Annotated in this window: 18 protein-coding genes; 8 read left to right on the top strand and 10 right to left on the bottom strand. The window is 65.0% G+C overall.

What is annotated here, in order from left to right:
- Nucleotides 1-61 precede the first annotated feature (61 nt).
- Nucleotides 62-1,027 carry a Bug family tripartite tricarboxylate transporter substrate binding protein gene (locus B5D62_RS20670; protein ID WP_170921061.1) on the top strand — a complete coding sequence of 322 codons (966 nt, stop codon included), beginning with the start codon at nucleotides 62-64 and terminating at the stop codon, nucleotides 1,025-1,027.
- A gap of 3 nt (nucleotides 1,028-1,030) precedes the next feature.
- Here B5D62_RS20670 and B5D62_RS20665 read toward each other — a convergent pair whose 3' ends face one another.
- Entirely contained in the window at nucleotides 1,031-2,476 is a 1,446-nt protein-coding gene (locus B5D62_RS20665) for an amidase (RefSeq protein ID WP_085935843.1), read from the bottom strand.
- Between the two features lie 80 nt (nucleotides 2,477-2,556).
- Here B5D62_RS20665 and B5D62_RS20660 point away from each other — a divergent pair, with 80 nt between their 5' ends.
- Both B5D62_RS20660 and B5D62_RS20655 read left to right on the top strand, forming a co-directional pair.
- The gene (locus tag B5D62_RS20660; RefSeq protein ID WP_085935842.1) at nucleotides 2,557-3,411 is read left to right on the top strand and encodes an SDR family oxidoreductase; all 855 of its coding nucleotides are present in this window, start codon (nucleotides 2,557-2,559) and stop codon (nucleotides 3,409-3,411) included.
- A 2-nt stretch (nucleotides 3,412-3,413) separates the two neighbouring features.
- Nucleotides 3,414-4,133 carry an alpha/beta fold hydrolase gene (locus tag B5D62_RS20655; RefSeq protein ID WP_085935841.1) on the top strand — a complete coding sequence of 240 codons (720 nt, stop codon included), beginning with the start codon at nucleotides 3,414-3,416 and terminating at the stop codon, nucleotides 4,131-4,133.
- A 22-nt stretch (nucleotides 4,134-4,155) separates the two neighbouring features.
- Here the strand turns inward: B5D62_RS20655 and B5D62_RS20650 are convergent, their stop codons facing one another.
- Both B5D62_RS20650 and B5D62_RS20645 read right to left on the bottom strand, forming a co-directional pair.
- A complete protein-coding gene (locus B5D62_RS20650; protein ID WP_218191176.1) occupies nucleotides 4,156-5,010 on the bottom strand; it encodes a CmcJ/NvfI family oxidoreductase in 855 nt (284 codons plus the stop codon).
- Nucleotides 5,011-5,107: 97 nt separating this feature from the next.
- Nucleotides 5,108-6,283: an iron-containing alcohol dehydrogenase gene (locus B5D62_RS20645; protein WP_085935839.1), complete on the bottom strand. Its 1,176-nt coding sequence runs from the start codon at nucleotides 6,281-6,283 to the stop codon at nucleotides 5,108-5,110.
- A gap of 208 nt (nucleotides 6,284-6,491) precedes the next feature.
- Between B5D62_RS20645 and B5D62_RS20640 the strand changes: the two genes are divergently transcribed.
- Together B5D62_RS20640 and B5D62_RS20635 are read left to right on the top strand one after the other, a co-directional pair.
- A complete protein-coding gene (locus B5D62_RS20640; protein WP_085935838.1) occupies nucleotides 6,492-7,700 on the top strand; it encodes a CaiB/BaiF CoA transferase family protein in 1,209 nt (402 codons plus the stop codon).
- Between the two features lie 9 nt (nucleotides 7,701-7,709).
- Nucleotides 7,710-8,564 (top strand): SDR family oxidoreductase, encoded by an 855-nt coding sequence (locus B5D62_RS20635; RefSeq protein WP_085935837.1) that lies wholly within the window; start codon nucleotides 7,710-7,712, stop codon nucleotides 8,562-8,564.
- Nucleotides 8,565-8,576: 12 nt separating this feature from the next.
- Here B5D62_RS20635 and B5D62_RS20630 read toward each other — a convergent pair whose 3' ends face one another.
- Complete coding sequence (locus B5D62_RS20630) at nucleotides 8,577-9,758, bottom strand: efflux RND transporter periplasmic adaptor subunit (protein ID WP_085935836.1); 1,182 nt, start codon at nucleotides 9,756-9,758, stop codon at nucleotides 8,577-8,579.
- On the bottom strand, nucleotides 9,748-12,939 hold the full coding sequence (locus B5D62_RS20625; protein ID WP_085935835.1) for an efflux RND transporter permease subunit: 3,192 nt from the start codon (nucleotides 12,937-12,939) through the stop codon (nucleotides 9,748-9,750). Before B5D62_RS20625 ends, B5D62_RS20630 begins: the two co-directional genes overlap by 11 nt.
- Nucleotides 12,940-13,121: 182 nt before the next feature.
- Between B5D62_RS20625 and B5D62_RS20620 the strand changes: the two genes are divergently transcribed.
- Entirely contained in the window at nucleotides 13,122-14,717 is a 1,596-nt protein-coding gene (locus B5D62_RS20620; protein ID WP_085935834.1) for a GMC family oxidoreductase, read from the top strand.
- Here B5D62_RS20620 and B5D62_RS20615 read toward each other — a convergent pair.
- Entirely contained in the window at nucleotides 14,701-15,960 is a 1,260-nt protein-coding gene (locus tag B5D62_RS20615) for a glycosyltransferase (protein WP_170921044.1), read from the bottom strand. The two genes, B5D62_RS20620 and B5D62_RS20615, sit on opposite strands and share 17 nt — an antisense overlap.
- A gap of 217 nt (nucleotides 15,961-16,177) precedes the next feature.
- Here B5D62_RS20615 and B5D62_RS20610 point away from each other — a divergent pair, with 217 nt between their 5' ends.
- The gene (locus tag B5D62_RS20610) at nucleotides 16,178-17,623 is read left to right on the top strand and encodes an aminotransferase class I/II-fold pyridoxal phosphate-dependent enzyme (protein ID WP_218191174.1); all 1,446 of its coding nucleotides are present in this window, start codon (nucleotides 16,178-16,180) and stop codon (nucleotides 17,621-17,623) included.
- A gap of 7 nt (nucleotides 17,624-17,630) precedes the next feature.
- Complete coding sequence (locus B5D62_RS20605) at nucleotides 17,631-18,953, top strand: hypothetical protein (protein WP_085935832.1); 1,323 nt, start codon at nucleotides 17,631-17,633, stop codon at nucleotides 18,951-18,953.
- 6 nt (nucleotides 18,954-18,959) lie between these two features.
- On the opposite strand, the gene B5D62_RS20600 is transcribed toward B5D62_RS20605, so the two are convergent.
- The 4 genes from B5D62_RS20600 to B5D62_RS20585 are packed head-to-tail and all read right to left on the bottom strand — an operon-like array spanning nucleotide 18,960 to nucleotide 23,461.
- Nucleotides 18,960-19,379 carry an acyl-CoA thioesterase gene (locus B5D62_RS20600; RefSeq protein WP_085935831.1) on the bottom strand — a complete coding sequence of 140 codons (420 nt, stop codon included), beginning with the start codon at nucleotides 19,377-19,379 and terminating at the stop codon, nucleotides 18,960-18,962.
- Entirely contained in the window at nucleotides 19,357-19,806 is a 450-nt protein-coding gene (locus tag B5D62_RS20595; protein ID WP_085935830.1) for a PaaI family thioesterase, read from the bottom strand. The genes B5D62_RS20600 and B5D62_RS20595 overlap by 23 nt, the downstream gene beginning before the upstream one ends.
- Nucleotides 19,807-19,812: 6 nt before the next feature.
- On the bottom strand, nucleotides 19,813-21,318 hold the full coding sequence (locus tag B5D62_RS20590; RefSeq protein WP_085935829.1) for an indolepyruvate oxidoreductase subunit beta family protein: 1,506 nt from the start codon (nucleotides 21,316-21,318) through the stop codon (nucleotides 19,813-19,815).
- On the bottom strand, nucleotides 21,311-23,461 hold the full coding sequence (locus B5D62_RS20585; RefSeq protein WP_085935828.1) for a thiamine pyrophosphate-dependent enzyme: 2,151 nt from the start codon (nucleotides 23,459-23,461) through the stop codon (nucleotides 21,311-21,313). The genes B5D62_RS20590 and B5D62_RS20585 overlap by 8 nt, the downstream gene beginning before the upstream one ends.
- Nucleotides 23,462-23,473: the final 12 nt, after the last annotated feature.

Below are 23,473 nucleotides of genomic sequence, written 5' to 3'. Positions count from 1 at the left end.
TCGCGACTTTACGGCCACCAGAGACGGTGCAACGCTCCTGTAAAAGCGGGAGGAAGTGATGCTGCGGAGAACCCTGTTGGCGGGGCTGGGCAGTGCCCTAGCCGGACCGGCCCTGGCCGAAACCTATCCCAGCCGGCCGATCACGCTGGTCGTGCCCTTCGCCGCCGGCGGACCGACGGACTTGATGGCGCGCATCATCGGCGAGCGCATGGGCAAGGAACTCGGCCAGCAATTCATCATCGACAATACGACCGGCGCAGCCGGCACGATCGCCGTCGGCAAGGCCGTCCGCGCAGCTCCCGATGGTTACACCATCAGCATCGGCCATCTCGGCACCCATGTCGCCAACGGCACCATCTACAAGAACCTGTCCTACGATCTGCTGACCGATCTCTTGCCGATCGCGCGCCTGCCCTCCAATCCCATGCTGGTGGTGAGCGCCAATGCCGTGCCGGCGCAAAACCTGAAAGAGCTGGTGGACTATCTCAAGGCCAATCCCGACAAGGTCTCTGGCGGAACGGCCGGCATCGGCTCGGCCTCGCATCTCGGCGCCCTTGCCTTCTTCGCGGCCACCGGCGCCAGATATCAGCTCGTGCCCTATCGCGGCACCGGGCCCGCCGTGCAGGACCTGATCGCCAACCAGATTCAGGTGATGGTGGACCAGTCCTCCAACTCGCTTCCCCACGTCCGGGCGGGAAAGATCCGCGCCTACGCGGTCACTGCCAAGGATCGTTCGGCCGCGGCGCCCGAGATCCCGACCGCCGCCGAGGCCGGCTATCCGATGGAGGTTGCCATCTGGCATGGCCTGTGGGCCCCCAAGGGAACGCCAGCCGCCATCGTCGAGAAGCTGAACGCGGCCGCCGTCGCCACGCTGCAGGATCCCGCCATCCGGAGCCGCATGGAAGATCTCGGCCAGGACGTGCCGACACCGACCGAGATGGCGCCCGCAGCCTTCGCTGCGTTCCAGCGCGCCGAATACGCCAAATGGCAGAAGATCCTGAGCGACGCCAACGTCAAGGTCGAGTGAGGATCAGTCCGCGTAGTTGGGCGGCACGGGACAGGGCGGCAGAAGCTTCTCCAGCGCCTTGGCGACACCGAGCAGCTTCGCCTCGCCCCAGCGCTTGCCGGTGAGCTGCAGGCCGATCGGCAACCCGTTGCGGGCGAACCCGCACGGCAAGACGATGGAGGGCTGGCCGGTGAAATTGGCAAGGAAGTTGTAGGAGGTGCCGGCGAAGAAATACGGATGGTCGCGGCCGTCGATGGTCAAGGGCTGACTTTGCTTCTGCCGGACGAAGGCCGCGTCGGGCATGACCGGCATCAGCCAGGCATCGTGGTCGTCGAGGAACGACTCGCAGCGCCGCATGACCTGGTCGCGACGATCGAGGACGGCGAAGAACTCCGCCATGTCGAGCCGCGCCGCCCGCGCCACCGAGCGCGTCGTCGGGTCCGGGGCGTCGGTGCGATCGAAGTAGCGCTCGCGGTCGGCGAGCGGCTGCAGGGCGCGCACCTCGTACTGCAGCAGGTCAGACCAGTCGTCCCAGGCCTTCCGCCAATCGAGGCCCTCCGGCTCGACGCGCTTCACCCTGGCACCGGCTTTGGCGAGCAATCGGCTGGTCTCCTGGACCACCCTGGCCGTGTCCGCCGAGACGGGCACCAGCGGATTGCTCTCGAGCACCGCAATCCGCAAGCCCTTGGCAGCGAGCCTCGGCGTCGGGCCGATTGGCACGGGGGCGGCCTCCGCCTCGTACCCGTCGGGACCGGCGACGATGCGGAGCGCCAGGTCGAGATCGTCGACGCAACGCGCCAACGGGCCATAGACGCCCATGTAGCGGATCGTCCGCGTCTGCCCGGGAAGGCCGGGCACATGGCCTCGGCCCGGCACCCGCCATTCCGTCGGCTTCAGCGAGAAGATGCCGTTGAAATGGGCCGGATTGCGCACCGAACCGCCGATGTCGCTGCCCAGCTCGAGCGGCGAGAATCGCGCGGCGACGGCAACCGCGCCACCGCCGGTCGAGCCGCCCGAGGTGCGGCGCGTGTCCCAGGCATTCTTGGTGGTGCCGAACAGCGGACTGTCGGTCTGGAAGTCCATGCATAGTTCGGGAACGTTGGTCTTCCCCAGGATCACCGCGCCGGCAGCCCGCAGCCGCGCCACGACAGCGGCATCCGACACGGCGACATTGTCCTTGAGCGGCGGATGGCTGGACGTCGTGTGCAGGCCAGCGACGTCGAAAGCCTCCTTGATGGTGATCGGCACGCCGTGCAAGGGCCCCTGTGTCGTCCCCTTCTTCGCCAGGGCCCTGTCGGCAGCACGCGCCGTCTTGAGGGCAGCATGGCGGTCGATGACGACCAGGGCATTCAAGGGCCCGTTCAACCGCGCGATACGCTCCAGATGCGCCTCGGTCGCCTCGCGGGAAGTGATGCGCCCGTTTCGTATAGCGCGTGCAAGACCGGTTGCGGTCTCGAAACACTCGTTCATGCATGCCTCCCCTGCGACGTACCGAGACTAGCGGCGTGAACGAGCGGCCGCTATAGACCCAAGGGAATCTTGGGGAATGCATGAGCCTGGCTAACAAGACGCTGTTCGTGACCGGCGCTAGTCGCGGTATTGGCCTCGCCATCGCTTTGCGTGCCGCCCGCGACGGCGCCAACATCGCGATCGCGGCGAAGACCGCGACACCCGATCCTCGCCTGCCGGGAACGATCTTCACCGCCGCGGAGGCGATCGAGAAGGCCGGAGGGAAAGCGCTTCCGCTGATCTGCGACATCCGCGACGAACAGGCGGTCGAAGGTGCCGTCCATGAAACGGTTACCAAATTCGGCGGCATCGACATCCTGGTCAACAATGCCAGCGCCATCAGCCTGACCGGCACACTCGCCACGCCGATGAAGCGCTACGACCTGATGCATCAGATCAACGCTCGCGGCACGTTCCTTGCGTCGCAGAAATGCATCCCCCACTTGTCCAAGGCCGTAAATCCGCATGTCCTCAACCTCTCCCCACCGCTGGATTTCGACCTGAAGTGGTTCGCCTCCCACCCGGCCTACACGCTCGCCAAGTACTCCATGTCGATCTACGCCTGGGCCATGGCCGAGGAGTTCAAGGACAAGGGCATCGCCTTCAACTGCCTCTGGCCGCGTACAGGCATAGCGACCGCCGCCATTCAGAACGTTCTGGGCGGTGAGGAAGGCATGAAGCACTGCCGCAAGCCAGAGATCATGGCCGACGCCGCCTATGCCATCTTCAACCGCGCCGCCCGGAGCTGCAGCGGCAATTTCTTCATCGATGACGAGGTGCTGACCGCGGAAGGCGTGACCGATTTCGACCAGTATGCCGTCTCGCCCGGCTCGTCGCTGATGCCGGACTTCTTCGTACCGGCCGCCGGTGCCCGCACCGTTGTAGGACGCAGCTGACGATGGCGACCTTCATCCTCGTTCACGGTGCTTCGCACGGCGGTTGGTGCTGGGAAAAGGTAAAGCCGATCCTGGAAGGACACGGACACAAGGTTTGCACACCCGACTTGCCCGGCCTTGGCAAGGATCAGACTCCGCCGGCCAGCGTCACGCTGGCGGACAATGTCGAGAGGATCTCGCGCCTTCTCGACAAGATGGAAGAGCCCGTCATCCTGGTCGGCCACGCCTTGGGTGGCGTGACCATCAGCCAGGTCGCTGAAGCGCGCCGGCGCAAGATCAAGGCGCTTGTCTATGTCTGCGGATTGATGCCGCCGTCGGGCAAGACCAGCCGTGAAATGACGGGCGACGATCCCGATGCGCTGTTCCGTCGTTCGCGCGAGCTGAGCCCGGACGGTCTCACCTATACCTTCGCGCGGGCACAATTGCCGGTGCTGTTCTATGCCGACGTCTCCCCGGAAGATCGCTATCGCGCGATGGAGCGTCTACGGCCCCAACCCATCTCGATCTCGACCACGCCGGTCAGCCTGACCGATGACCGCTTCGGCTCGGTCCCGCGCTGGTACATCGAGTGCACGCAGGACAATGCCGTGCGTATCGCCCGGCAGCGCACGATGGTGAAGACCCTGCCGTGCAAGGTGATCACCATGGAATGCGGCCACACGCCCTTCTACAGCAAGCCCGAGGAGCTGGCCGAGCACCTGGAGGAGATCGCGCGCTCCTGACCGCCGTCACTCGAACAAGGCGTCAGTCGAAGAAGGCGAAGGTCCTGACCTCGATGCTCTGACGCGGCCTGGGATCGGTGGGTGACGTCGGATCGTCGAAGGCCGAATGCAGCGAGAAGCGCGCCCGGCCGTCCGTCACCGAATCGTAGCACTTGATGAGGATCGCTTCCTCCCGCGTCATCGACGGGAAGTAGTGCCAGCGATGATCGGCGTTGTACACGCCCTGATAGATCTCCCCCACGCGGTCGGCATAGACCAGGTCGCACACGGCGAGATCACGCGGCGCGATCGTGCCGGCATCGACGAATCCCAAGGGCGCCATCTCGATGGGATCGTGCGCAATGTTCCGCCACACGTTGTACTCCGCAAAGCGCTTGCGCAGACGAGCCTCGGCTTCATCCGCAGGCAGCAGATCGCGCACGCGCTGCGGCCCTGACCGTTCGGTGTAGTCGTTGTGAACGCTGCGCACGGGAGTCCGCAGCCCACGCTCGACCGCGCGGTCGGCGGTCCGGATCGTATGGTCGAAGACGACCACCTTGGACGCTCCCGTCTCGCGCTTGATCAGGGCCTCGACCTCGGGGAAGTACACCGACCGCAGGTCCGCCTCGTCGTAGAAGTCCCGCACGTGCGTGTCGTGCCGGGCAAGGATGAAAGCCTGCTTGTCCAGCGACAGGCTGGCCGCGTAGGGCCGCGCGTCATGGACGCGCACGAAGAAGTCCCTGTAGTTTCCCTCGCGCCGCGGCACCCCCGTCCCGGCTGGCGGATTGTAGGTGACGGGCTTGATGCTGAGATCGGCGAGATAGTTGACGGGTGCCTCCACCCACTGCGCGGGCATCGGGCTGGCGCGTCCCTGTTCGGTAACCGTAGCTGTCTGCATGACCGCTCCTGACTCCGGCTGTCCCATATCGGATACGAGGATAGCTCCGCCAAGGAGCGCGCCGGGCGAGAAGAATTCATGTAGTCATGCTGCCCCGTCAGGCGGCGAGTTCGAGGATCTCCATCACCTGGGCTGGTTGCGTAATCGGCCGCGGATTGTTCAGCACCGCCCGATCGTGCATCGACTTTTCCGCGACTTCGCGGAAGCGATCACGGCCCACACCGACATCTGACAGCCGTCGAGGCAATCCCAGGGACTGGACCAGTTCGGCAATCAGATCGGCCGCTGCCACGCCGGGCCGACCGAACGCCTCGCTTACGCGCTTCTGCCGGTCGGCGTTGGCGGGCAGGTTCCACCGCAGAACCGACGGCAGCATCACGCAGGAGGTATGGCCATGCGGCACGTGACAGGCGGCGCCGAGCACATGGCCAATGCCGTGACTGGCGCCCACGCCGACGCCCGACGTGCCGGCGCCGATCGACAGCCACATGCCGAACTGGAGGTTGAGGCGCGTTTCCATATCGTCCGGCTTGGCCTTGTGCGCCGGTAACGCCGCAGCCAGGAGCTTGAGCGCTTCGGTGGACGTGCCGAGCACGAAAGGATGGGCTTGCTGCGAGCACAGCCGCTCGACCGCGTGATCGACGGCCTTGAGTCCTGTCGATAGCATCAGATCCATCGGCGTGGCGAGTGTCGCTGCCGGATCGAGCACGATCACGCGCGGCACGATCAAGCGGTGGCCAAAGCTCTCCTTGATCCCGTAGCGGGTATCGGTGATGCCGGCGAAAGCGTTGAACTCCGCCGCCGAGAGCGTGGTCGGCACAGCGAGCATCCGGATCGCGTTGGCCGGTGGCCTGATCGCTTCCGCAGGAGGAGCCGCCCCTTCCTTCGGCCTGCCCGCGCGGTAGCGATCAAGGTCTTCGATGGACTCCGCCCCCTGCCACAAGGCGATCAGCATCACCTTCGTGGCGTCGATCACCGAGCCACCACCCACGGCCACGATGAGGTCCGCCTTCGCCTGCGTTGCCAGCCGGGCGCCTTCGATCACGCAAGAACGCGGTGAGTGCGCGGTGATGCCGCCATAGACGCCGGCGCAGCGGTGCCCAATGCTCTGCTTGATGCTCGCAAGCAGTTCAGTCGACGCCACGGACTTCGAAGTCGTCAGGAAGACCCGCTCGGCCCCGAGCCGCTCCGCCTCCGCCAGCACGGCCGCACCGGCGGGACGACCGTAGACGACACGCTCGATGTCCTGATGACCATGGATGCCGTTCAACATCGAAACTCCTCCTCCTCGACGCCGCTGAAACCGCTGGGGCAACGGTTGGACTGCGCAATCAACCGATGACCTCAGCCGGAACAGATTGTCCGGGCACTGTCTTGCGTGGCGATATCCGGTTCGCGTTCGATCATGGCCGAACGGTACCGGTGCTACGGTTGATGGTCTATAACCCCGCCTTCGGTTCGAGTTCGAGGAGTGGAACGAGATGCCTGAGGGCAGCAAGGGTGCGTTGGAAGGGCTGAAGGTTGTCGATCTGTCGCGCGTTCTGGGGGGCCCCTATTGCGGTCAGATGCTGGCCGATCATGGGGCCGAGGTGATCAAGATCGAGCCGCCGCAGGGCGACGAGACGCGTGGCTGGGGACCGCCTTTCGACAAGGAAGGCATCTCGGCCTACTTCGCCGGTATCAACCGCAACAAGCGCACCATGGCGCTCGACCTGTCCAAGCCCGAAGGCCGCGACGTGCTGCTACGGCTGCTCGAAGACACCGACGTGCTGATCGACAACTTCAAGACCGGGACCATGGAGAAGTGGGGCATCGGCTACGCCGACACCCTGTCCAAGAAGTTCCCGCGCCTCGTCCATGCGCGCGTGTCGGGCTTCGGCGCCGATGGCCCGCTGGGCGGCTTTCCGGGCTACGATGCCATGGTCCAGGCCTCGGCTGGCCTGGTTTCGGTCAATGGGTCACCGGACAGCGGCCCGGTACGGATCGGCGTACCGGTGGTCGATCTCTCGACGGGCATGAACGCCTGCATCGGCATCCTCATGGCGCTCTACGAGCGCAATCGTTCCGGCAAGGGCCAGTTCGTCGATGCCACGCTCTATGACAGCGCGGTCGCACTGCACCAGCCTCATGCGCCGAACTATTTCGTAGCGGGCCAGAAGCCGAAGCTGGTCGGTAACAGCCATGGCAGCCTGGCCCCCTATTCCAACTTCCCGACCAGGACCCGCAACATCGTCGTCGGCGCCGGGAATGACGGACAGTTCCGCAAGCTGACCCAGATGCTTGGCAAGCCGGAGCTCGCCGACGATCCCCGCTTCAAGACCAACAAGGACCGCGTCGCTAACAAGCCGGCGCTCGAAGCCGAGCTGCGCGAACTCCTGAAGGACCGCGACGCCGAGACCTTCTCGCAGGAATTGATGAAGGGCGGCGTACCGTCGGGCGCGGTGCTGGAGGTGCCCGATGTGATGGAGCATCCTCACACCAGGCACCGCAACATGGTGTGGGAGAAGGACGGCTATCGCAATGTCGGCAATCCCGTGAAGCTGTCGCGGACGCCGGCGCAGGTCCGCAGCAAGCCGAAGAAGTTCGGCCTCGATACGCGCGCCGTTCTTGCCGAGCGTGGCTTCACGGCGCAGGAGATCGACAAGCTGATCGCCACGGGTATCGCGTTGGAAGAAATCAAGAAAAACTAGGAGGAAGCGATGTTCCAACCGGATCTGCTGAAGGGCAAACGCATTCTCGTGACCGGGGGCGGCACCGGTCTCGGCCGCTCGATGACCCATCGCTTCCTCGAACTCGGCGCGAATGTCGTTATCTGCGGTCGGCGCGAGGACGTGCTCAAGCAGACGGTCGATGAACTTGCCAAGGAAACCGGCGGCGAGATCGAGGCCGTCGGGTGCGATGTACGCATCCCCGACGCCGTCGAAGCGATGATGGATACGATCTGGGCCAAGCGGCCGCTCGATATCCTCGTCAACAATGCAGCCGGTCAGATCCTGGCGCAGACCCACAAGCTGTCCACCCGCGCGATCGACGCCGTGCTGGGGATCGTGCTGCACGGCTCGGCCTATTGCACGGTCGCGGCCGGCCGACGCTGGATTGACGCCGGCCTGCGGGATCGGGTGGTGATGTCGATCCTGACCGTATCGTCGCTGACCGGCGCGCCCTTCACTGTCCCCTCCTCGATGGCGAAGGCGGGCGTCCTGGCCATGACCAAGAGCCTGGCCGTCGAATGGGGCCCTAAGGGCATCCGCACCTGCGCCATCGTCCCGGGCCCCTTCCCGACCGAAGGAGCGTGGAGCCGACTCATGCCCAAGGAGCGCGGCGGCAACGAAGAACTGGTGAAGACGATCCCGCTGCGACGCGTGGGCGAGCACGAAGAGTTGGCCAACCTCGCCGCTTTCCTGGTGAGCGACGGCGCCGCCTATATCAACGGCGATGCGGTCGTGATCGACGGCGGCAAGATGCTGCAGTCCGGCGGTGGCGGCGCCAGCACGCAGGCCATGCTGGATTGGACCGACGAGCAGTGGGAGGCGCTGCGCCCCAAGCGCAAGTAGTGCCGCGAGGCGCTACCGCTTCTTGAGTTCGGCCTGGGACACCTTGACTACCCGGACCGGATCGCCGGTCGCAATGCCATCCGGCGGACTCTCGATGACGCGATCGTCGAGCGACAGGCCGGCACTGATCTCGACGACCTGACCGAGATCACGGGCGATCGTCACGGACTTGAGCACCGCCTTGCTGTTGGCATCGACGGTCGCCACGCGCAGCCCCTTCTCGTCGAAAATCAATGCGCCCGACGGAATGGTCAGGACCTTCAGTGCCTGCGGGAACTCGATCCGCGTATTGGCAAAGGCGCCCGGCATCAGGTCGCCGCTACTATTGTCGACCACGACCTGCATGCGCGTGGTGCCGGAAGCGGCATCGACGGCTCGCGACGATGCCTCGACCAGCCCGGAATAAACCCGGCGCGGATGTTCCGGTACCCTGATCTCGACCTTCGAGTTGATCTTGACCGCCGGCACGTAGATCTGCGGCACCGCGATCGTCAGGCGCAACTTCTTCACATCCGACACGACGAAGAGAGCCAGACCGGCACTCGAGTCGGCATTGATCAGGGCACCGACATCGGTGTTGCGGGCGGTGACGATGCCGTCGAACGGCGCCGTCACCCGCTTGAATTCCGACAGCACCTGGAGCCGATCGACGACCGCCTGCGCTGCCTTGGTGTTGGCTTCCTTGACGCCAAGATCGCCCAGTTTCTCGTCGACCGACTGCTTCGCCACCGCGTTGGTCACCCCGAGCGCCTGCCAGCGCTGCGCCGTAACCTTGGCCAGCGCCTCGGCAGCCTGGGCCGAAGCGAGCGCGCCCTTGGCCTGCTCGAGTTGCTGATCCAGGTCCGGCGCCTCGATTTCCGCCAGGAGCTGGCCTGCTTTGACGGGCGTGCCGATATCGGCATACCAGGCCTTCACGAAGCCGCTGACGCGGGCATAGATGGGCGCCCGGTAATAGGCCTCCAGGCGGCCGGGCAATCCGAGATGGCTGTTGTTCAGGCCGTCGCTCGGCGTCACGACACTGACGGTCGGAGCCGCCTGAGCGTCCGTGCTCTCCTTGAGGCGGGCGGCGCTGGAATTCCGGTCCCAGATGCCATTGACGACGATCACCGCGAGCACCAGAGCGACCACCGTGCCGAAGATCGCCAGTCCGCGGCGCCCGGTCGAGCGGGTGGCTGACGAGGGTTCAGGCGACATGGGGTACTCCGTCGGACTCGAGGGATGGTGACGATGGCTTGCTGTACTTGCGGTGAACGAAGCTGAAGACGACCGGGACGAAAATCAGCGTTGCAACCGTCGCAAAAATCAGGCCACCGATCACCGCGCGTCCCAGGGGCGCGTTCTGTTCGCCACCCTCGCCCAGGCCGAGGGACATCGGCAGCATGCCGATGATCATGGCCAGCGCGGTCATGATCACCGGGCGGCAGCGCACGAAACCCGCTTCGAGCGCCGCTGTCGTGGCATCACCCAATTCGGCCAGTTGCTCGCGGGCGAAACTGACCACCAGCACCGAATTGGCGGTCGCCACCCCCATGCACATGATGGCGCCGGTAAGGGCCGGAACGGACAACGTCGTATTGGTCGTGAACAACATCCAGACGATGCCGGCCAGCGCCGCCGGCAGCGCCGAGATGATGATCATCGGATCGCTCCAGGACTGGAAATTCACGACGATCAGCAGGTAGATCAGCACGACGGCGCCCAACAGGCCGACCAACAGGCCGACGAACGCACTGTTCATCGTCTGGACCTGCCCCCGCAGGCGGACCGACTTGATCTTGGGGGACGCCTGACTGGAAAGTTCCTCGATCACCTTCCGGACATCGACCGCGACGGAGCCCAGATCGCGGCCCTGCACCGCGGCGTAGACCTGCACGACCGGATCGAGATTGAACTGCGATACCACGGCATTGGAGACGTCGCGCTTGATGTCGGCCACACCGCCGAGCACCTGCAGCGCGCTGACCGATGGCGCCATGATGGGCAGGTTGGCCAGAGATGCCAGGGAATCGAGCCGATACTGCGGCGTCTGCAGCACGATGTTGTAGGAGACGTTGTTGTCGCGGTTCAGCCAATATGTCGGTTGCACCTGACTGCTGCCAGCAAGATTGACGACCAGCGAGTTGGTGACGTCGCGCGTCGTGAGCCCGACATATTGCGCCCGCGTGCGGTCGACATCGACATCGAAGGCCGGCGCCGAGCGCGATTGCTGGATGCGAGCGTCGACAATGCCCGGAATCTGCCGCAACCGGGTCAGCAACCGATTGGCATGCTCGAACGCGGCATTGGAGTCGACACTGCTGATCTGGATATCGATGGGCGACGGCGCTCCGAAATTCAGGATCTGACTGATGATATCGGCCGGCAGGAACGAAAACGTCACGCCGGGGAAGCGCTCCGGCAGCAATCGACGCATCTCCCGGACATAATCGGCCGTCGGATGATGATTCCCGGTCAGCTTGATCTGGATTTCACCATCCTGCGATCCAACGGTCCCGGTATTGTTGTAGGTCAGATTGATGCCGCTGACCGGCAACCCGACATTGGTGACCATGGTGGAGATTTCGTCGGATGGGATGATGCGCCGGATCTCCTTCTGGATGTCGGCAAATCGGGCGGCGGTCTGCTCGACACGGGTTCCGACGGGCAGTCGCGCGTGCATCAGGATCTGGCCGGCATCCACGGCCGGGAAGAAGTTGCGGCCCAGGAACGGGACCAGCAGGAAGGACACGGCGACAAAGGCCATGAAGCCGCCGATGAAGGCGGCACGGTGCGCCAGAGCCAGTTCGAGCAATCCGCGATAGGCACTGCGCAGCCATTCGAACCGCCTCTCGAACCCACGCTGAAATGCGACAAGCGGATTGCGCGTCGGCGTAGCGCCATGGTCGTGCCCGGCATGCGGCTTGAGGAGATAGGCCGCCATCGTCGGCACCAGGGTGCGCGACAACAGGTAGGACCAGGCCATGGCGAACATCACCGCGAGCGCCATGGGAACGAACAGGAAGCGCGCCACGCCCTCGAGAAAGAACATCGGCACGAAGACGATGCAGATGCAGAGGGTTGATACGAAAGCCGGCGTGGCGATCTGCTGGGCGCCATCGGTGATCGCGGCGATCACCCCTTTTCCACGCTCCAGGTGATAGTTGATGTTCTCGATGGTGACCGTGGCGTCGTCGACCAGGATGCCGACCGCAAGCGCCAGGCCGCCCAAAGTCATGATGTTGAGTGTCTCCCCGGCCGCTGCGAGGGACGCGATCGCCGCAAAGATCGCGAGCGGGATCGATGTCGCGATGATGATCGTCGAGCGCCAGCTGCCCAGGAACAGGAGGATCATCAGGCTGGTCAGGGCGGCCGCGACCACCGCCTCGAACACCACGCCGCCGATCGCGTTCTTGATGAAGAGGGATTGGTCGCCAAGGATGGCGACCGTGAGATTCTCCGGCAGAATCTTCTTCAGTTCCTCGACCTGCTGCTTGATCCCGTTGACGATCGACAAGGTCGATACCGCACCGTTCTTCAGCACCTGCAGCAGCACCGAGCGCTGGCCGTCGACATTGACGATGTTCTGCTGAGGCGGCGCTCCATCCCGGACCTGGGCAACGTCGCGCAGATAGACGATCGTCCCGTTGGCAGCATAGATGGGAAGGTCGGCAAGCTCCTCGTAACGACGCGGCGCGTTATTGAGCTGGATGGGATATTCGACGCTGCCGATCTTCTGGGTCCCCGCCGGCGTGAGCAAGTTCTGCGCTGCCAGCGCATTGGCGACGTCGTTGGCCGAGAGGCCATGGGCCTGCAGGGCGGCGGGGTCGAGGTCGATCTGAACCTGCCGCATCTTGCCGCCGAACGGCCAGGGAATGGCGGCGCCAGGCACGGTGACAAGCGGCGTGCGGACCGTGTTGATGGCGAGGTCGAAGACGGCCTGTTCGGTGAGACCCTGGGCCGCCAGGGCAAGCTGCACGATCGGCACCGTCGCCGCATTGTAGTTCAGGATCAGCGGCGGCGTGATGTTGGGCGGCATCTGCTTCAGGACCGTCTGCGAGATCGCCGTCACCTGCGCATTGGCCACGCTGATATTGACGCCGGGCTGGAAGAAGATCTTCACGATCCCGATGCCGGTATAGGACGTCGCCTCGATGTGCTCGATGTCGTTGACGGTGGTGGTCAGGGCGCGCTGGAACTGCAGCATCACCCGCCCCGACATGTCGTCCGGCGGCAGCCCCGTATAGCCCCACACGACAGCGATGATCGGGATGCGAATCTCCGGGAAGATATCGCTCGGTGTCCTGAGCGCGGCCAGGGGACCGACGATCAGGATCAACACGGCAAGCACGACGAACGTGTAGGGCCGGGTCAAGGCGATACGAACAAGGTTCAGCATTCTCAGCCGAATTCCCGCAAGCGGTTGACGTGATTGCTGGAGTGTTGGCACCCACCACCAACACCCGCACATCGGAACATGACGGTATTGAGGAGTCGAGGCGATATTTGGGCTTCTCACGCTGTTGTGCTGCGTTAACGTGCGTTCGCAGGTCACGAAGGCGTGACGAAAGGAAAAGACTGATGGTGGACTACGACTACATCATCGTGGGTGCGGGCTCGGCAGGAGGCGCGCTCGCGGCGCGGCTCAGTGAAAATACCGAGACGCGCATCCTGCTGCTGGAAGCCGGTGCGCCCAGCCATCCCTATTCCCGCATGCCGCTCTCCTTCGGCCTGCTGATCGACAATCCGGCGGCCAACTGGCTGTACGAGTCGGAACCCGAGCCCGGCACCGCCAACCGCCGCATACCGGTGCCGCGCGGCAAGCTGCTGGGCGGATCGAGCGCCATCAATGGTCTTGTGTGGGTGCGCGGCCAGCCGCTCGACTATGACACCTGGGCACAGATGGGTTGCCGCGGCTGGAGCTGGCAGGACGTGGCGCCCCTGTTCACGCGGATGGAGCATTTCGTCGATGGCGACGGCAGCAACGGTCGGGGCACTTCCGGACCGCTCAAGGTCTCCACCGTGCCGGACCAGAACCCGCTCTACGATGCGCTGTTCAAGGCGGCGGAAGCAGCCGGCTACAAGCTCAACCCCGATTACAACAGCGAGGACCAGGAAGGCGTCGTGAAGACGCAAACCTCGATCTACAAGGGCCGGCGCATGAGCGTCGCCCATTGCTATATCGAGCCGGCGATGAAGCGGTCACACAATCTGCACGTCGTGACCAACGCCCATACGCTGCGTGTCCTGCTCGAGGGCAGGCGCTGTATCGGCGTCGAGTACGAGAAGGAGGGCAAGATCGTCCAGGCTCGGGCGAAGGAGACGATCCTCTCAGCCGGCGGCGTCGCCTCTCCCCAGATCCTGGAACTTTCCGGCATCGGTCAGCCCGAGCTGCTGCGCAAGCACGGCATCGACGTGAAGCACGAACTGCAGGCCGTGGGCGAGAACTTCCGCGACCACATCAACGCGCGCATCATCTGGCGCGTGAAGGATCCCAGAGTCTCCTACAATCACATGGCCCGCGGCGTCGGCGCGGTCACGCAGATGATGAAATATCTCGCGACCGGCGGCGGATTCATGAGCCTGCCCTCGGCGCCGCTGCTCGCCTTCCTGCGTACCCGTCCGGAACTTGCGACGCCCGACGTGCAGATGCACCTGGTGCCCTACTCCATCAAGGATCCCAAGACGCGCAAGCTGCAGGACTTCCCGTCGATGACCATCGCCTGCTACCAGCTCCGCCCGGAAAGCCTGGGCTCCATCCATATCCGCTCGGCCGATCCGAAGGCGCAACCCGCCATCCGCTTCAACTTCCTTGCCGATCCGATCGACCAACGCGCCATGGTCGACGGTTTCCGCATGATGCGCCGGATCGTCGATGCCGCGCCAATGGACGCCTATCGCGATTCCGAATTTTCGCCCGGACCGTCCGTGCAATCGGACGAGGAGATCCTGACCTGGATCCGCAACAACTCGCAGACAGCGTATCACCCGATCGGGACCTGCCGCATGGGACCCGGCCCCAACACGGTGGTCGACGACAAGCTCAGGGTTCACGGGATCGAGGGGCTGCGCGTCGCCGATGCCTCGATCTTCCCCACCATGCCGTCTGGCAACACCAACGCACCGTCGATCATGGTCGGCGAGAAAGCCGCCGATATCCTCAAGGCCGCGGCATAGCTGCTGGTCGGTCGATGGCTGGCGCCAGGGCGATGGGATTGGTCCGGCGGATGCCCGCCCTCCGATCAGCTCGCTTGATATGGCCAATAAGATGGCGGCCAATGCGAGGCCAATCGAATCGCACGGCGCAGGCTTCGAACGCCGCCTGCTGACGGGCATTGAGCGCTTCGAAGTCGTCGATCAAAGCCAGCACGCTGCGGGCCAGTTCGTCATGACTGTCGAACAGACCGATGCTGTGCCCGTCGACGAGCGGCATACCCGGCAAAGCCACCCGCATCGCCAGAATCGGCATGCGGTTGAACACGTAATCGAGGCCCTTGAGCTTGAATCCGCCCAGCAGATCCGGGACCAGGGCGATCCGTGCCGCCGCCATATAGGGCCGGACGTCGTCGACGGGGCCCACGAAATCCACGCTCGGATAGCGTGACTTCAGGCTTTGGAGATAGGCCGCTTCGACCTCGCCCACGAACTGCAGCTCGATACCAGCCGCGGCCAGCGGTGCGGCAGCAGAGGCCAGGAAGCGCTCCAGGCTGATCCGCTTCGGCGGCCAGTTGAAACTGCCGACAACGATCGCCCGGCGCGGGACCTCGGCACCGATCGTGCGCGCCTCGACGCGCGGGCCACCATAGCCCGGCGGCAGAAAGGCGACGGGCGTGCCTAGCCCCTCGGCCACGAAGCGACGGCAATCGTCCGGCGTGTTGGAGGTCATCAGATCCGACCTGGCGATCATGCGCCGCTCCAGGGCCATGACTTTCAGATAGTCGGCCTCCTTCAACAGCCACCGAAGCCCCCGGCTGGCATCGGCGATCCGCCGCGCGACGGTCACCTCATGGTTGTGGGCGATATAGACGATCTTGGAGCCGCTGCCGGCCCGGGCGCGATGGCGCAACGCGGCATCGAAAGCCCATCCCGCGCAGATGCTGTCGAAGATGAGCGCATCCCAATGACGCTCGGCCAGTGCCTGTTCGAGCGCAAGAGCCATGGAGCGGAAGCGGCCCCGTTGCGCCACTTCGGGCAAGGTGTCGATCAGACGCTTCCATCGGGAGCGATTCTCCTCGGGCAGGAGGCGCCAGGTGAGATCTGACCGATCGAGGGGCGGCGCGGAGCGTTCCACACGCGCCAGGCCCAGCACGCACAGCGACGCCCCCGCCGAACGGGCGGCTTCGATCAGACCTTGCGAATAGATCAACTGCCCGTTCGTGGCCGGTTCGGGATCCGCAAGCGTTATCCAAAGGCAATGCATGGCGCGCTCCATGGGCCGACGCCCAATATCGACCATGCCGCAGCGATTTTCTGTCTGACCAGTGACCATCGGAGGGCGCCGACAGGACTGCACTCACAAGTAGATATCAGCCACAAAGTGGCCACTGGCGTCGACACGACAACGCACGTCTGATGGCCTGTAAGCCGTTCGTGGAGGGGTGCATGGGACGGCAAGAAGATCTTCGAAGGAGGACTCGATGTCTTTGTCCATAGCGGGAGCGCTCCCGGTTGGGGAGGGGGCGCTGCTCGGCGGAGACGACTTCGTTTGCAGCACGTCGGAGACCCTGATTGCCGCCATTGAAAAGTGCCTCGACAACGGCTTGGGCACCTGTCTCATCGTGGGAGACAAGAGCCACCTTGTCGGCCGGATCTCGCTCGACGATCTCGGCAAGGCCGTGCTCGAAGGGGCGTTGCTCAATCCGACGCTCGGACAACACATCGAGAAGTTCGCCCACAGGCTGCACAACGAGTCGGGCGTGGACAAGGACATCCTCCGTCCAGTCCTCGACGGCTCCGGCAAGCTCATCGGCGTCACCATCGATCGCTCCTCGCAGCGAATCCAGGTTGCCCGGCCCGATATGAGCCACAGGGAATTCCGATCGGTTCTCGACGCCTTCCTGTCCTCCTGGATCTCGAGCAAAGGGCCCTATGTAGAGAAGTTCGAACAGGAGTTTCGAGCCTTCATCGACACCCGGCACGGCATCGCCGTCTCGAATGGCACGGTCGCGCTGCACCTCGCCCTGGTCGCCCTCGGCGTCGGACCGGGCGACGAGGTGATCGTTCCGGACCTGACCTTCGCCGCCACCATCAACGCCGTCCTCTATTGCGGCGCCACACCGGTGATCGTGGATGTCGATCGCCACACCTGGTGCCTGTCCCTGGCCGGGGTGTCGCAAGCCTGTACCCCGCGCACCAAGGCGGTGATCCCGGTCCATCTTTATGGGCGTCCGGCCGAGATCGGGCCGATCACGGCCTTCGCCGCCAAGCGCGGCATCGCCGTCATCGAGGATTGCGCCGAAGCGCATGGCGCCACCTATGACGGCCGCCCGGTCGGACAGTTCGGCGATGTCTCGTGCTTTTCCTTCTATGCCAACAAGATCGTGACGACCGGCGAAGGCGGCATGTGCCTGACGAACTCCGACGAACTTGCCGCATCGATCCGCCAGTTGCGCGACCACGGCATGACGCCCAACCGCTCCTACTGGCATGAGCGCGTCGGTTACAATTATCGGATCACCAACCTTCAGGCAGCGATCGGCTATTCCCAGCTCTGGCGCATCGAAGACACGCTGAAGCGCAACCAGCAGATCGCCGACACCTATCGGGATGCTCTCGAAGGCATTGCCGGCGTCCGCCTTCCGCCGGCAATGGACAGCACCTGCAGGCCGGTGGTCTGGCTCGCCTCGGCTCAGGTTCCGGCCGCCAAGCGAGACCGTCTCCTCGTGGCGGCGCAGGAGGCAGGCATAGAGATGCGCCCCTTCTTCCATTCGCTGTCGACACTGCCGCCCTACGAGAAATACGCCCGGCTGTGTCCCAACAGCCTGGAGCTCGCGGCCACCGGCATCAACCTGCCGACATCGCGGGCGGTCGACGACCAGGTGGTCGACCGTATCGTCCAAGTCTTCCGCAACGTTCTGGGCTGAACCGCAGATGCCGCGCGATCTTTATTCCTGCGCCGTCATAGGCGGCGGCCCGGGCGGGCTTGGCCCGCTCCTCTGGGCGGCCCAGCACGGGCACCTCGAGCACTGGCTCGACCAGGGCGTCGCTTTGGTCGAGCGCAGTGGACGTCTGGGCGGAACGCTGGGCCGTTACGGCATCAACTCCGATTCCCTTGGCGGCTCCTATCTCGAATGTCTCGAGGCTCCCGGCTGGCCAAAGGCGTTCCATTATCTGCGGGAGGAGCCGACGACCCTGGAAATGGAGCGCTACCGCACGACATTTCCGCCCTTGCCGCTGGTCGATCGCTACATGACCAAGGTTGGCGCCGCCATGGCCGGCCTGTTCCCTCGGCATCCGGCCTCCGCGCTCCATCTGCACACCACCGCCCAATCGGTTCAGCTGCAGGATGACGGCACGGTGGCGATCGTGCTCACCGGCGATCGCGGCCGGCCAAGAGAGCTGAGGGCCCGTTCGGCCGTCGTGGCGCTGGGCGGCCGGCAGCACTGGCAGGACGAGATTGCGATGCCGGGCCTGACCTTCGCCCAATGCGCCATGCGCCATGTCCTGCCATCCAACGAGCTGCTGGGTCACCAGGGGCTGCGGGATGCGGACAGGATCATGCGCGAAGCCGACGGGCGGCAGATCGTCCTTCTGGGCGGTTCGCACAGCGCCTATGCGGCGGCCTGGGCGTTGCTCCAATTGCCCGCCGCCGCGAAGCTGGCAGAGGGCCAAGTCGTCATCCTTCAGCGTCGGCCACCGCGGGTCTTCTATCCTGATCGCGCCGCCGCCGTCGCCGATTCTTACGAAGTCGATCCCGGCGACATCTGCATCCGCACCCAGCGCGTCAATCGGATGGGCGGATTGCGTGGCCACGGCCGCGATATCTGGCGGCAAATTACCCGGCGACCAGGCGTGTCGCCGGAATCGCGTATCGTCGTTCTCGACCTCCACCAGCTTCCCGCGACCGAGTTGCGCAAGACCATCGAGGACGCCGCCCTCGTCGTTCCCTGTCTCGGTTATCGGTCGGCCACCTTGCCGATCCTGGACCCGAAGGGCCGGCGGCTGGTGTTGAACGCTGACCGGAACGGCGATGCCGTCGATGGTCAGTGCCGCCTGCTGCTGTCCGACGGCACTCCTCTTCCCAACCTGTTCGGCATCGGATTGGGAACCGGATTCCGTCCGACCCAGGGCATGGGATGCGAACCGAATTTCAGCGGCCAGGCCAACAGCCTGTGGCTGTACCAGAACGACATCGGGGCCGTCATCTATCACGCCGTCCAGGCGATGCTTGGCGAGACCAAGGCGGCGGCCTGACGGATCTCAGCCACCAAGCTTGCGCCGCACGCCCTCCGGCATGGGAACGGCCTTCAGCGAGCGCGCGTCGCCTTCCTTGCGGGCCCAGATGCGGGTCTCCGTGCCTTCCGCAGCGACGGCGCCCGTCAGGTCGCGAAAGACGTGCCGCACGGTGAAGGAGGTACGGCCGAACTTCTCGACCTGGCTCTCGATCACCAGCCTCTCGCCATGCTGGGACGGCCGGCGGAAGCTGCATTCGGCGGCGACCAGCGGCGTGCCTTCCTTCCATTGGCCGGTGCTGACATCGTCGCGCTTGAGACCCGCCGCGAGAAACAGGCGATAGGTCGCCTGATCGAACCAGCGGAAATAGGACGGGTAGTAGACGATGCCGGCGGGGTCGCAGTCGCCCCATTCCACGGTGATTTCATGATGGCTGGTGAGGGGCATCGTCCTTGATCTCGTGAGGATTGCCGCTGGTGAAGGCGGTCCCGGTCATGGCCGCGACCAGCTTGCCGTCAGCGCGAGCGACATCGATTCGATAATGCGACAGGCTGGCCGAGCGCGATATCTCGACCGCCGTGGCAATGAGGACGTCTCCGGGCCGCGCCGCGCGATTGTAGATCATGTGCACGTCGACACCGGCTGCAGCCATGCCATGGGAATTGCAGGCCAAACCGAAGGCCGCATCGGCCAGCGTGAAGGTCAGGCCCCCGTGTCCCGATCCGTTGAAATTGAGGTGGCGTGGCTCGATCCGGACCCGCGTAACGGCCCGCCCGAGCTGAGCTTCGACCAATTCGATCCCGAGGTCGCGACAGAAGGCATCGCGTGCGGCCAGCGCGGCGACGTCCACCTTTGGCGGTCGGCTCGTCGGCATGCAGCGCTATTCGGCCGCCTGACGCACGACAACGCCCGAAGCGGAGATCGCAGCCAGAGTCTTGGCGAGCGATTGTCCTTCGGGATCGGCCAGGGCGGCGACACGGGCATTCGCGACGGCATCGGCGGCAACCTTCGGCGACAGGCGCCCGGAAAGAGCCGGCGCCACGACCTGGGCGACGATCTCCCGATAGTTGCCCAGTCCGCGCTTGTAGGTGTCGCCATAGCCCTTGATGAGGCGCGCGAGTTCGGCGGTCTCCCGGGCAAGATCGACATTCAGCGGATGGGCGGCTCGAATCGAAGCGAGCCAGCGCTCGATCTCCGCCTGCTCCTCGACATAGCGAAAGCTGTGCGGACGCCACCAGCGCAGGCCGGCAACCACGCGCAGGCGAGCAAAGCCCAGGATCGTCGTGGTCCGCACATGCATCGAGATGTGGAACTTGCCCAGCCGCCCGCTGCGCTCGGCCCAAGCCAAGATCCGCCGCGCCACCCCTGGCGGCAGGATGGCGCAGATCTCCTCGATGCCCGGCTTGAAATGCTCCGTGATCTCGACCGGTTCGGTCGGTTTGGCCCGCACCTCGGTCCGTACCCGCACCAGCCGCTCCCGCGACGTCTTCGCCTGGGCGACGCGGATGACGTCCTCGAACGACATGCGCACCGCGAGATGGCGGCCGACATCGCGCAGCAGATCCGCCGATCCAAGGCCGTGGATGGCGTCGAGCCGATCGAGATAGAGCGCCGCGTAGGACCGATCCTGGTAGGCGGCCAACCGCCGAATCCCCTCCTCCACCACGTCCAGGCTGCTGACGGGATACGACTGGCGGGCTCGCTCGATCAGATCCTCGACGCCATTCGATGCCGCCCGGCGCTTACGATGCTCCCGAACGGCCTGAGCCAGTTCCCCTCGCGCATGGCCGCGACCGAAGGCGAAGCCGGCAAGATTGGCATCGACGGACTTGCCACCTTCGCGAATGGCCGCCTCGAAGGCCGGTCCCGGTATGGGCAATTTCCCCGACCCGGCCAGCGCGCCCAACAGAACGGCATTGAGGACACCGCCAGACTCCTCGGCGGCCTGATCCATATCGAACAGGATCTGTTCCTTGCTGCGCTCCTTCACAGCGCGCAGCAGCCGGCCGACATCGAAGCTGCCGTCGCCCATCGCCGCGCGCTCGCCGATCGCCAGCACCCGGTGCGTGGAGGCGACGAGCGTGGTGCGGTCGGGGCTGACGAAGCCATTGAAGATCATGCGGCCGGCTTCGAGAAGCTCCGTCGCCAGCGCCACATCGACCTCGCCGATCGCCGGATTGAGCGCCAGCGCCGTCGGCGCCGGACCGGGTGTCGGCATCACCTCGAGATAGTAGGTCGTGGCTCCGGTGCGCTGCGCGACACCGGGAATTTGCGTCGCCTGCACGCCCAGCCCCTGGGCGTGAGCGGCGGCAACGATCCAGTCGCACAGCACGCCGCCGCCATCGCCGCCCAAGGCGCCGACCAGGATCGTGATCGGCCTAGGCACCCGCCATCGCTCCAATCACCGCCGAACGCAGACGCCATTTCAGGCGATCCCACCAGCCCGGATTCTGCACGATGTCGGCCTTGAAAAAGGATGGGCAAAGGACCGCTGCATCCGCCACCTCGCCGCACAGACCGCAGCCGAGGCAACCGTTGTTCACATGCGCTACAGGGTCCGAGCGCAGGGGATCGGGGCTGGGCTTGACCACCAGCGACGGGCAACCCGACAGCCGGATGCAGGAATGATCGCCGGTGCAAACATCGTCATCGACACCATAGCGCGTGCGCACAACGCGCTCGCCGCGCTTGAGCTGAGCGGCGATCTGCGGCCGGATCCGACGCTGACGCGCAAGCTGGCACTCGCCATCCGCCACGATCACCTTCAGGCCGGCCTGGTCCGTGCTCATCGCCTCGCGCAGCGTCTTCAGCATGGTGCCGACATTGTAGGTGCGGATGGTGCGCAGCCACTTCACCCCCATCGCCTTCAGCGTGGTGGCGATGTCGGAGGTCGTCTCGCCGTCGCGGCGATTGCCAGACGTGTTCGGGATGAACTGAGCGCCAGTGGCCGAGGTGTAGCCATTCTGCATGATGACCAGAACCCGGTCGCCGCGGTTGAACATCGACGAGGCGACGCCGCTCAGCAGGCCGTTGTGCCAGAACCCGCCATCGCCCATCACCGAGATGGTGCGCTTCTGCATTACCGGCGCGACCGCGCCGGCCGCGGCGAGCGACATGCCGAAGCCCAGGATCGAGTTGCCGAGATTGAACGGGGCCAGCGTGCCGAAGGAATGGCAGCCGATATCGCTGGAGATATGGACCTTGCCGACCTCGCGTTCCAACAGCTTGATCGCCGAGAATACCGGCCGCTCGGGGCACCCGACGCAGAAACCCGGTGGCCGCAGCGGCAGCGGTCCACCGAGGATCCGCTGCGCTTCCGAGCGACCCGCCCGCGCCGCTTCGAAGCGCTCGCGCGGCCGCGACAGATCGATGTCATTGGCCGACTGCGCGAAGAACTTCAACAGGCCGTCGGTGATCACCTCGGCGGTGTACTCGCCCGCCATGGGCAGGACGTCCTTGCCGTGGATCTTGGTGTCGATGTCGCGCTTGCGCAGGAGCGCATGGACGGCCTGTTCGATGTAATCCGGCGCGCCCTCCTCGACGATCAGTACGGCGCGCTTGCCCTTGCAGAAGTCGGCAATCTGATCGGGTACCAGCGGATGCGTGACGTTCAGCACCAGCGTCGGGATCTTCCCCTCGACCTCCAGCCGATCGAGCCCGCGCATCAGCACGTTGGTGATGCCGCCCTGCACGATGACGCCGAGGTCGGAGCGCTCACCGGGAAAGAGCTCGTTCAATCCCTGCTCGACGATGAATTTCTGGGCGGCCGGGAGGCGCACATCCACCTTCAGCTTCTCATGGGCGTAGGTCGAGGGGGGATGGGAGATGCGGTCGTAATTATGCGGCGCAGGAGCATCGAGACGATGGTTGCGGGAGATGGCCGGCGGCTGGTTGTCCCTGGCGACGAACTCGCCCGTGACGTGGCAGGCGCGGATGCGCAGTTCCATCATCACCGGCGTGTTGGAGGCCTCGGAAAGCTCGAACGCCTTCTCCGTACAGCGTACGATCGTCGGCAGCGATGGTCGCGGATCCATCAGCCAGACCGAGCATTTCAGCGCATAGGCATGCGAGCGCTCCTGGATGACCGACGCCCCTTCGCCGTAATCCTCGCCCACGACAATGAGCGCTCCGCCGACGACGCCGGGCGATGCCAGGTTGGACAGCGCATCGGCCGCGACATTGGTGCCGACGATGGACTTCCAGGTGACGCACCCGCGCATCGGATAATTGATCGAGGCACCGAGCAGCGCCGCCGCCGATGCCTCATTGGTGCAGGTTTCTAGATGCACCCCCAGCTCGTCGAGCAGATCCTGCGATTCGACCAGCACATCGACAAGGTGGGACACTGGAGCACCTTGGTAACCGCCGACATAGGCGACACCGGATTGAAGGATCGCCTTGGTGACGGCCAGGATGCCTTCGCCGCGAAAGACCTCGCCATCGCTGAGCCGCAGCGCCCGCACTTCCTCGCGGAACGACCGTTCCGGGTTGGTGCGTTGGGCGACGGGAACCTGGGGTTGGTCGAGCATGCGCTGATTATA

Origin of the sequence: Enhydrobacter aerosaccus, from assembly GCF_900167455.1 — a bacterium.
Taxonomy (GTDB): domain Bacteria; phylum Pseudomonadota; class Alphaproteobacteria; order Reyranellales; family Reyranellaceae; genus Reyranella; species Reyranella aerosaccus.
Note: the sequence above shows the minus strand (reverse complement) of the source record. Positions and strands in the feature narration are given on the sequence as shown.

Coding starts and splice junctions, on each gene's coding strand:
- B5D62_RS20630 (WP_085935836.1), bottom strand. CDS start 9,758: ATGTCGCCTGAACCCTCGTCAGCCACCCGCTCGACCGGGCGCCGCGGA.
- B5D62_RS20600 (WP_085935831.1), bottom strand. CDS start 19,379: ATGCCCCTCACCAGCCATCATGAAATCACCGTGGAATGGGGCGACTGC.
- B5D62_RS20595 (WP_085935830.1), bottom strand. CDS start 19,806: ATGCCGACGAGCCGACCGCCAAAGGTGGACGTCGCCGCGCTGGCCGCA.
- B5D62_RS20640 (WP_085935838.1), top strand. CDS start 6,492: ATGCCTGAGGGCAGCAAGGGTGCGTTGGAAGGGCTGAAGGTTGTCGAT.
- B5D62_RS20645 (WP_085935839.1), bottom strand. CDS start 6,283: ATGTTGAACGGCATCCATGGTCATCAGGACATCGAGCGTGTCGTCTAC.
- B5D62_RS20660 (WP_085935842.1), top strand. CDS start 2,557: ATGAGCCTGGCTAACAAGACGCTGTTCGTGACCGGCGCTAGTCGCGGT.
- B5D62_RS20585 (WP_085935828.1), bottom strand. CDS start 23,461: ATGCTCGACCAACCCCAGGTTCCCGTCGCCCAACGCACCAACCCGGAA.
- B5D62_RS20610 (WP_218191174.1), top strand. CDS start 16,178: ATGTCTTTGTCCATAGCGGGAGCGCTCCCGGTTGGGGAGGGGGCGCTG.
- B5D62_RS20665 (WP_085935843.1), bottom strand. CDS start 2,476: ATGAACGAGTGTTTCGAGACCGCAACCGGTCTTGCACGCGCTATACGA.
- B5D62_RS20655 (WP_085935841.1), top strand. CDS start 3,414: ATGGCGACCTTCATCCTCGTTCACGGTGCTTCGCACGGCGGTTGGTGC.
- B5D62_RS20625 (WP_085935835.1), bottom strand. CDS start 12,939: ATGCTGAACCTTGTTCGTATCGCCTTGACCCGGCCCTACACGTTCGTC.
- B5D62_RS20620 (WP_085935834.1), top strand. CDS start 13,122: ATGGTGGACTACGACTACATCATCGTGGGTGCGGGCTCGGCAGGAGGC.
- B5D62_RS20605 (WP_085935832.1), top strand. CDS start 17,631: ATGCCGCGCGATCTTTATTCCTGCGCCGTCATAGGCGGCGGCCCGGGC.
- B5D62_RS20615 (WP_170921044.1), bottom strand. CDS start 15,960: ATGCATTGCCTTTGGATAACGCTTGCGGATCCCGAACCGGCCACGAAC.
- B5D62_RS20635 (WP_085935837.1), top strand. CDS start 7,710: ATGTTCCAACCGGATCTGCTGAAGGGCAAACGCATTCTCGTGACCGGG.
- B5D62_RS20650 (WP_218191176.1), bottom strand. CDS start 5,010: ATGCAGACAGCTACGGTTACCGAACAGGGACGCGCCAGCCCGATGCCC.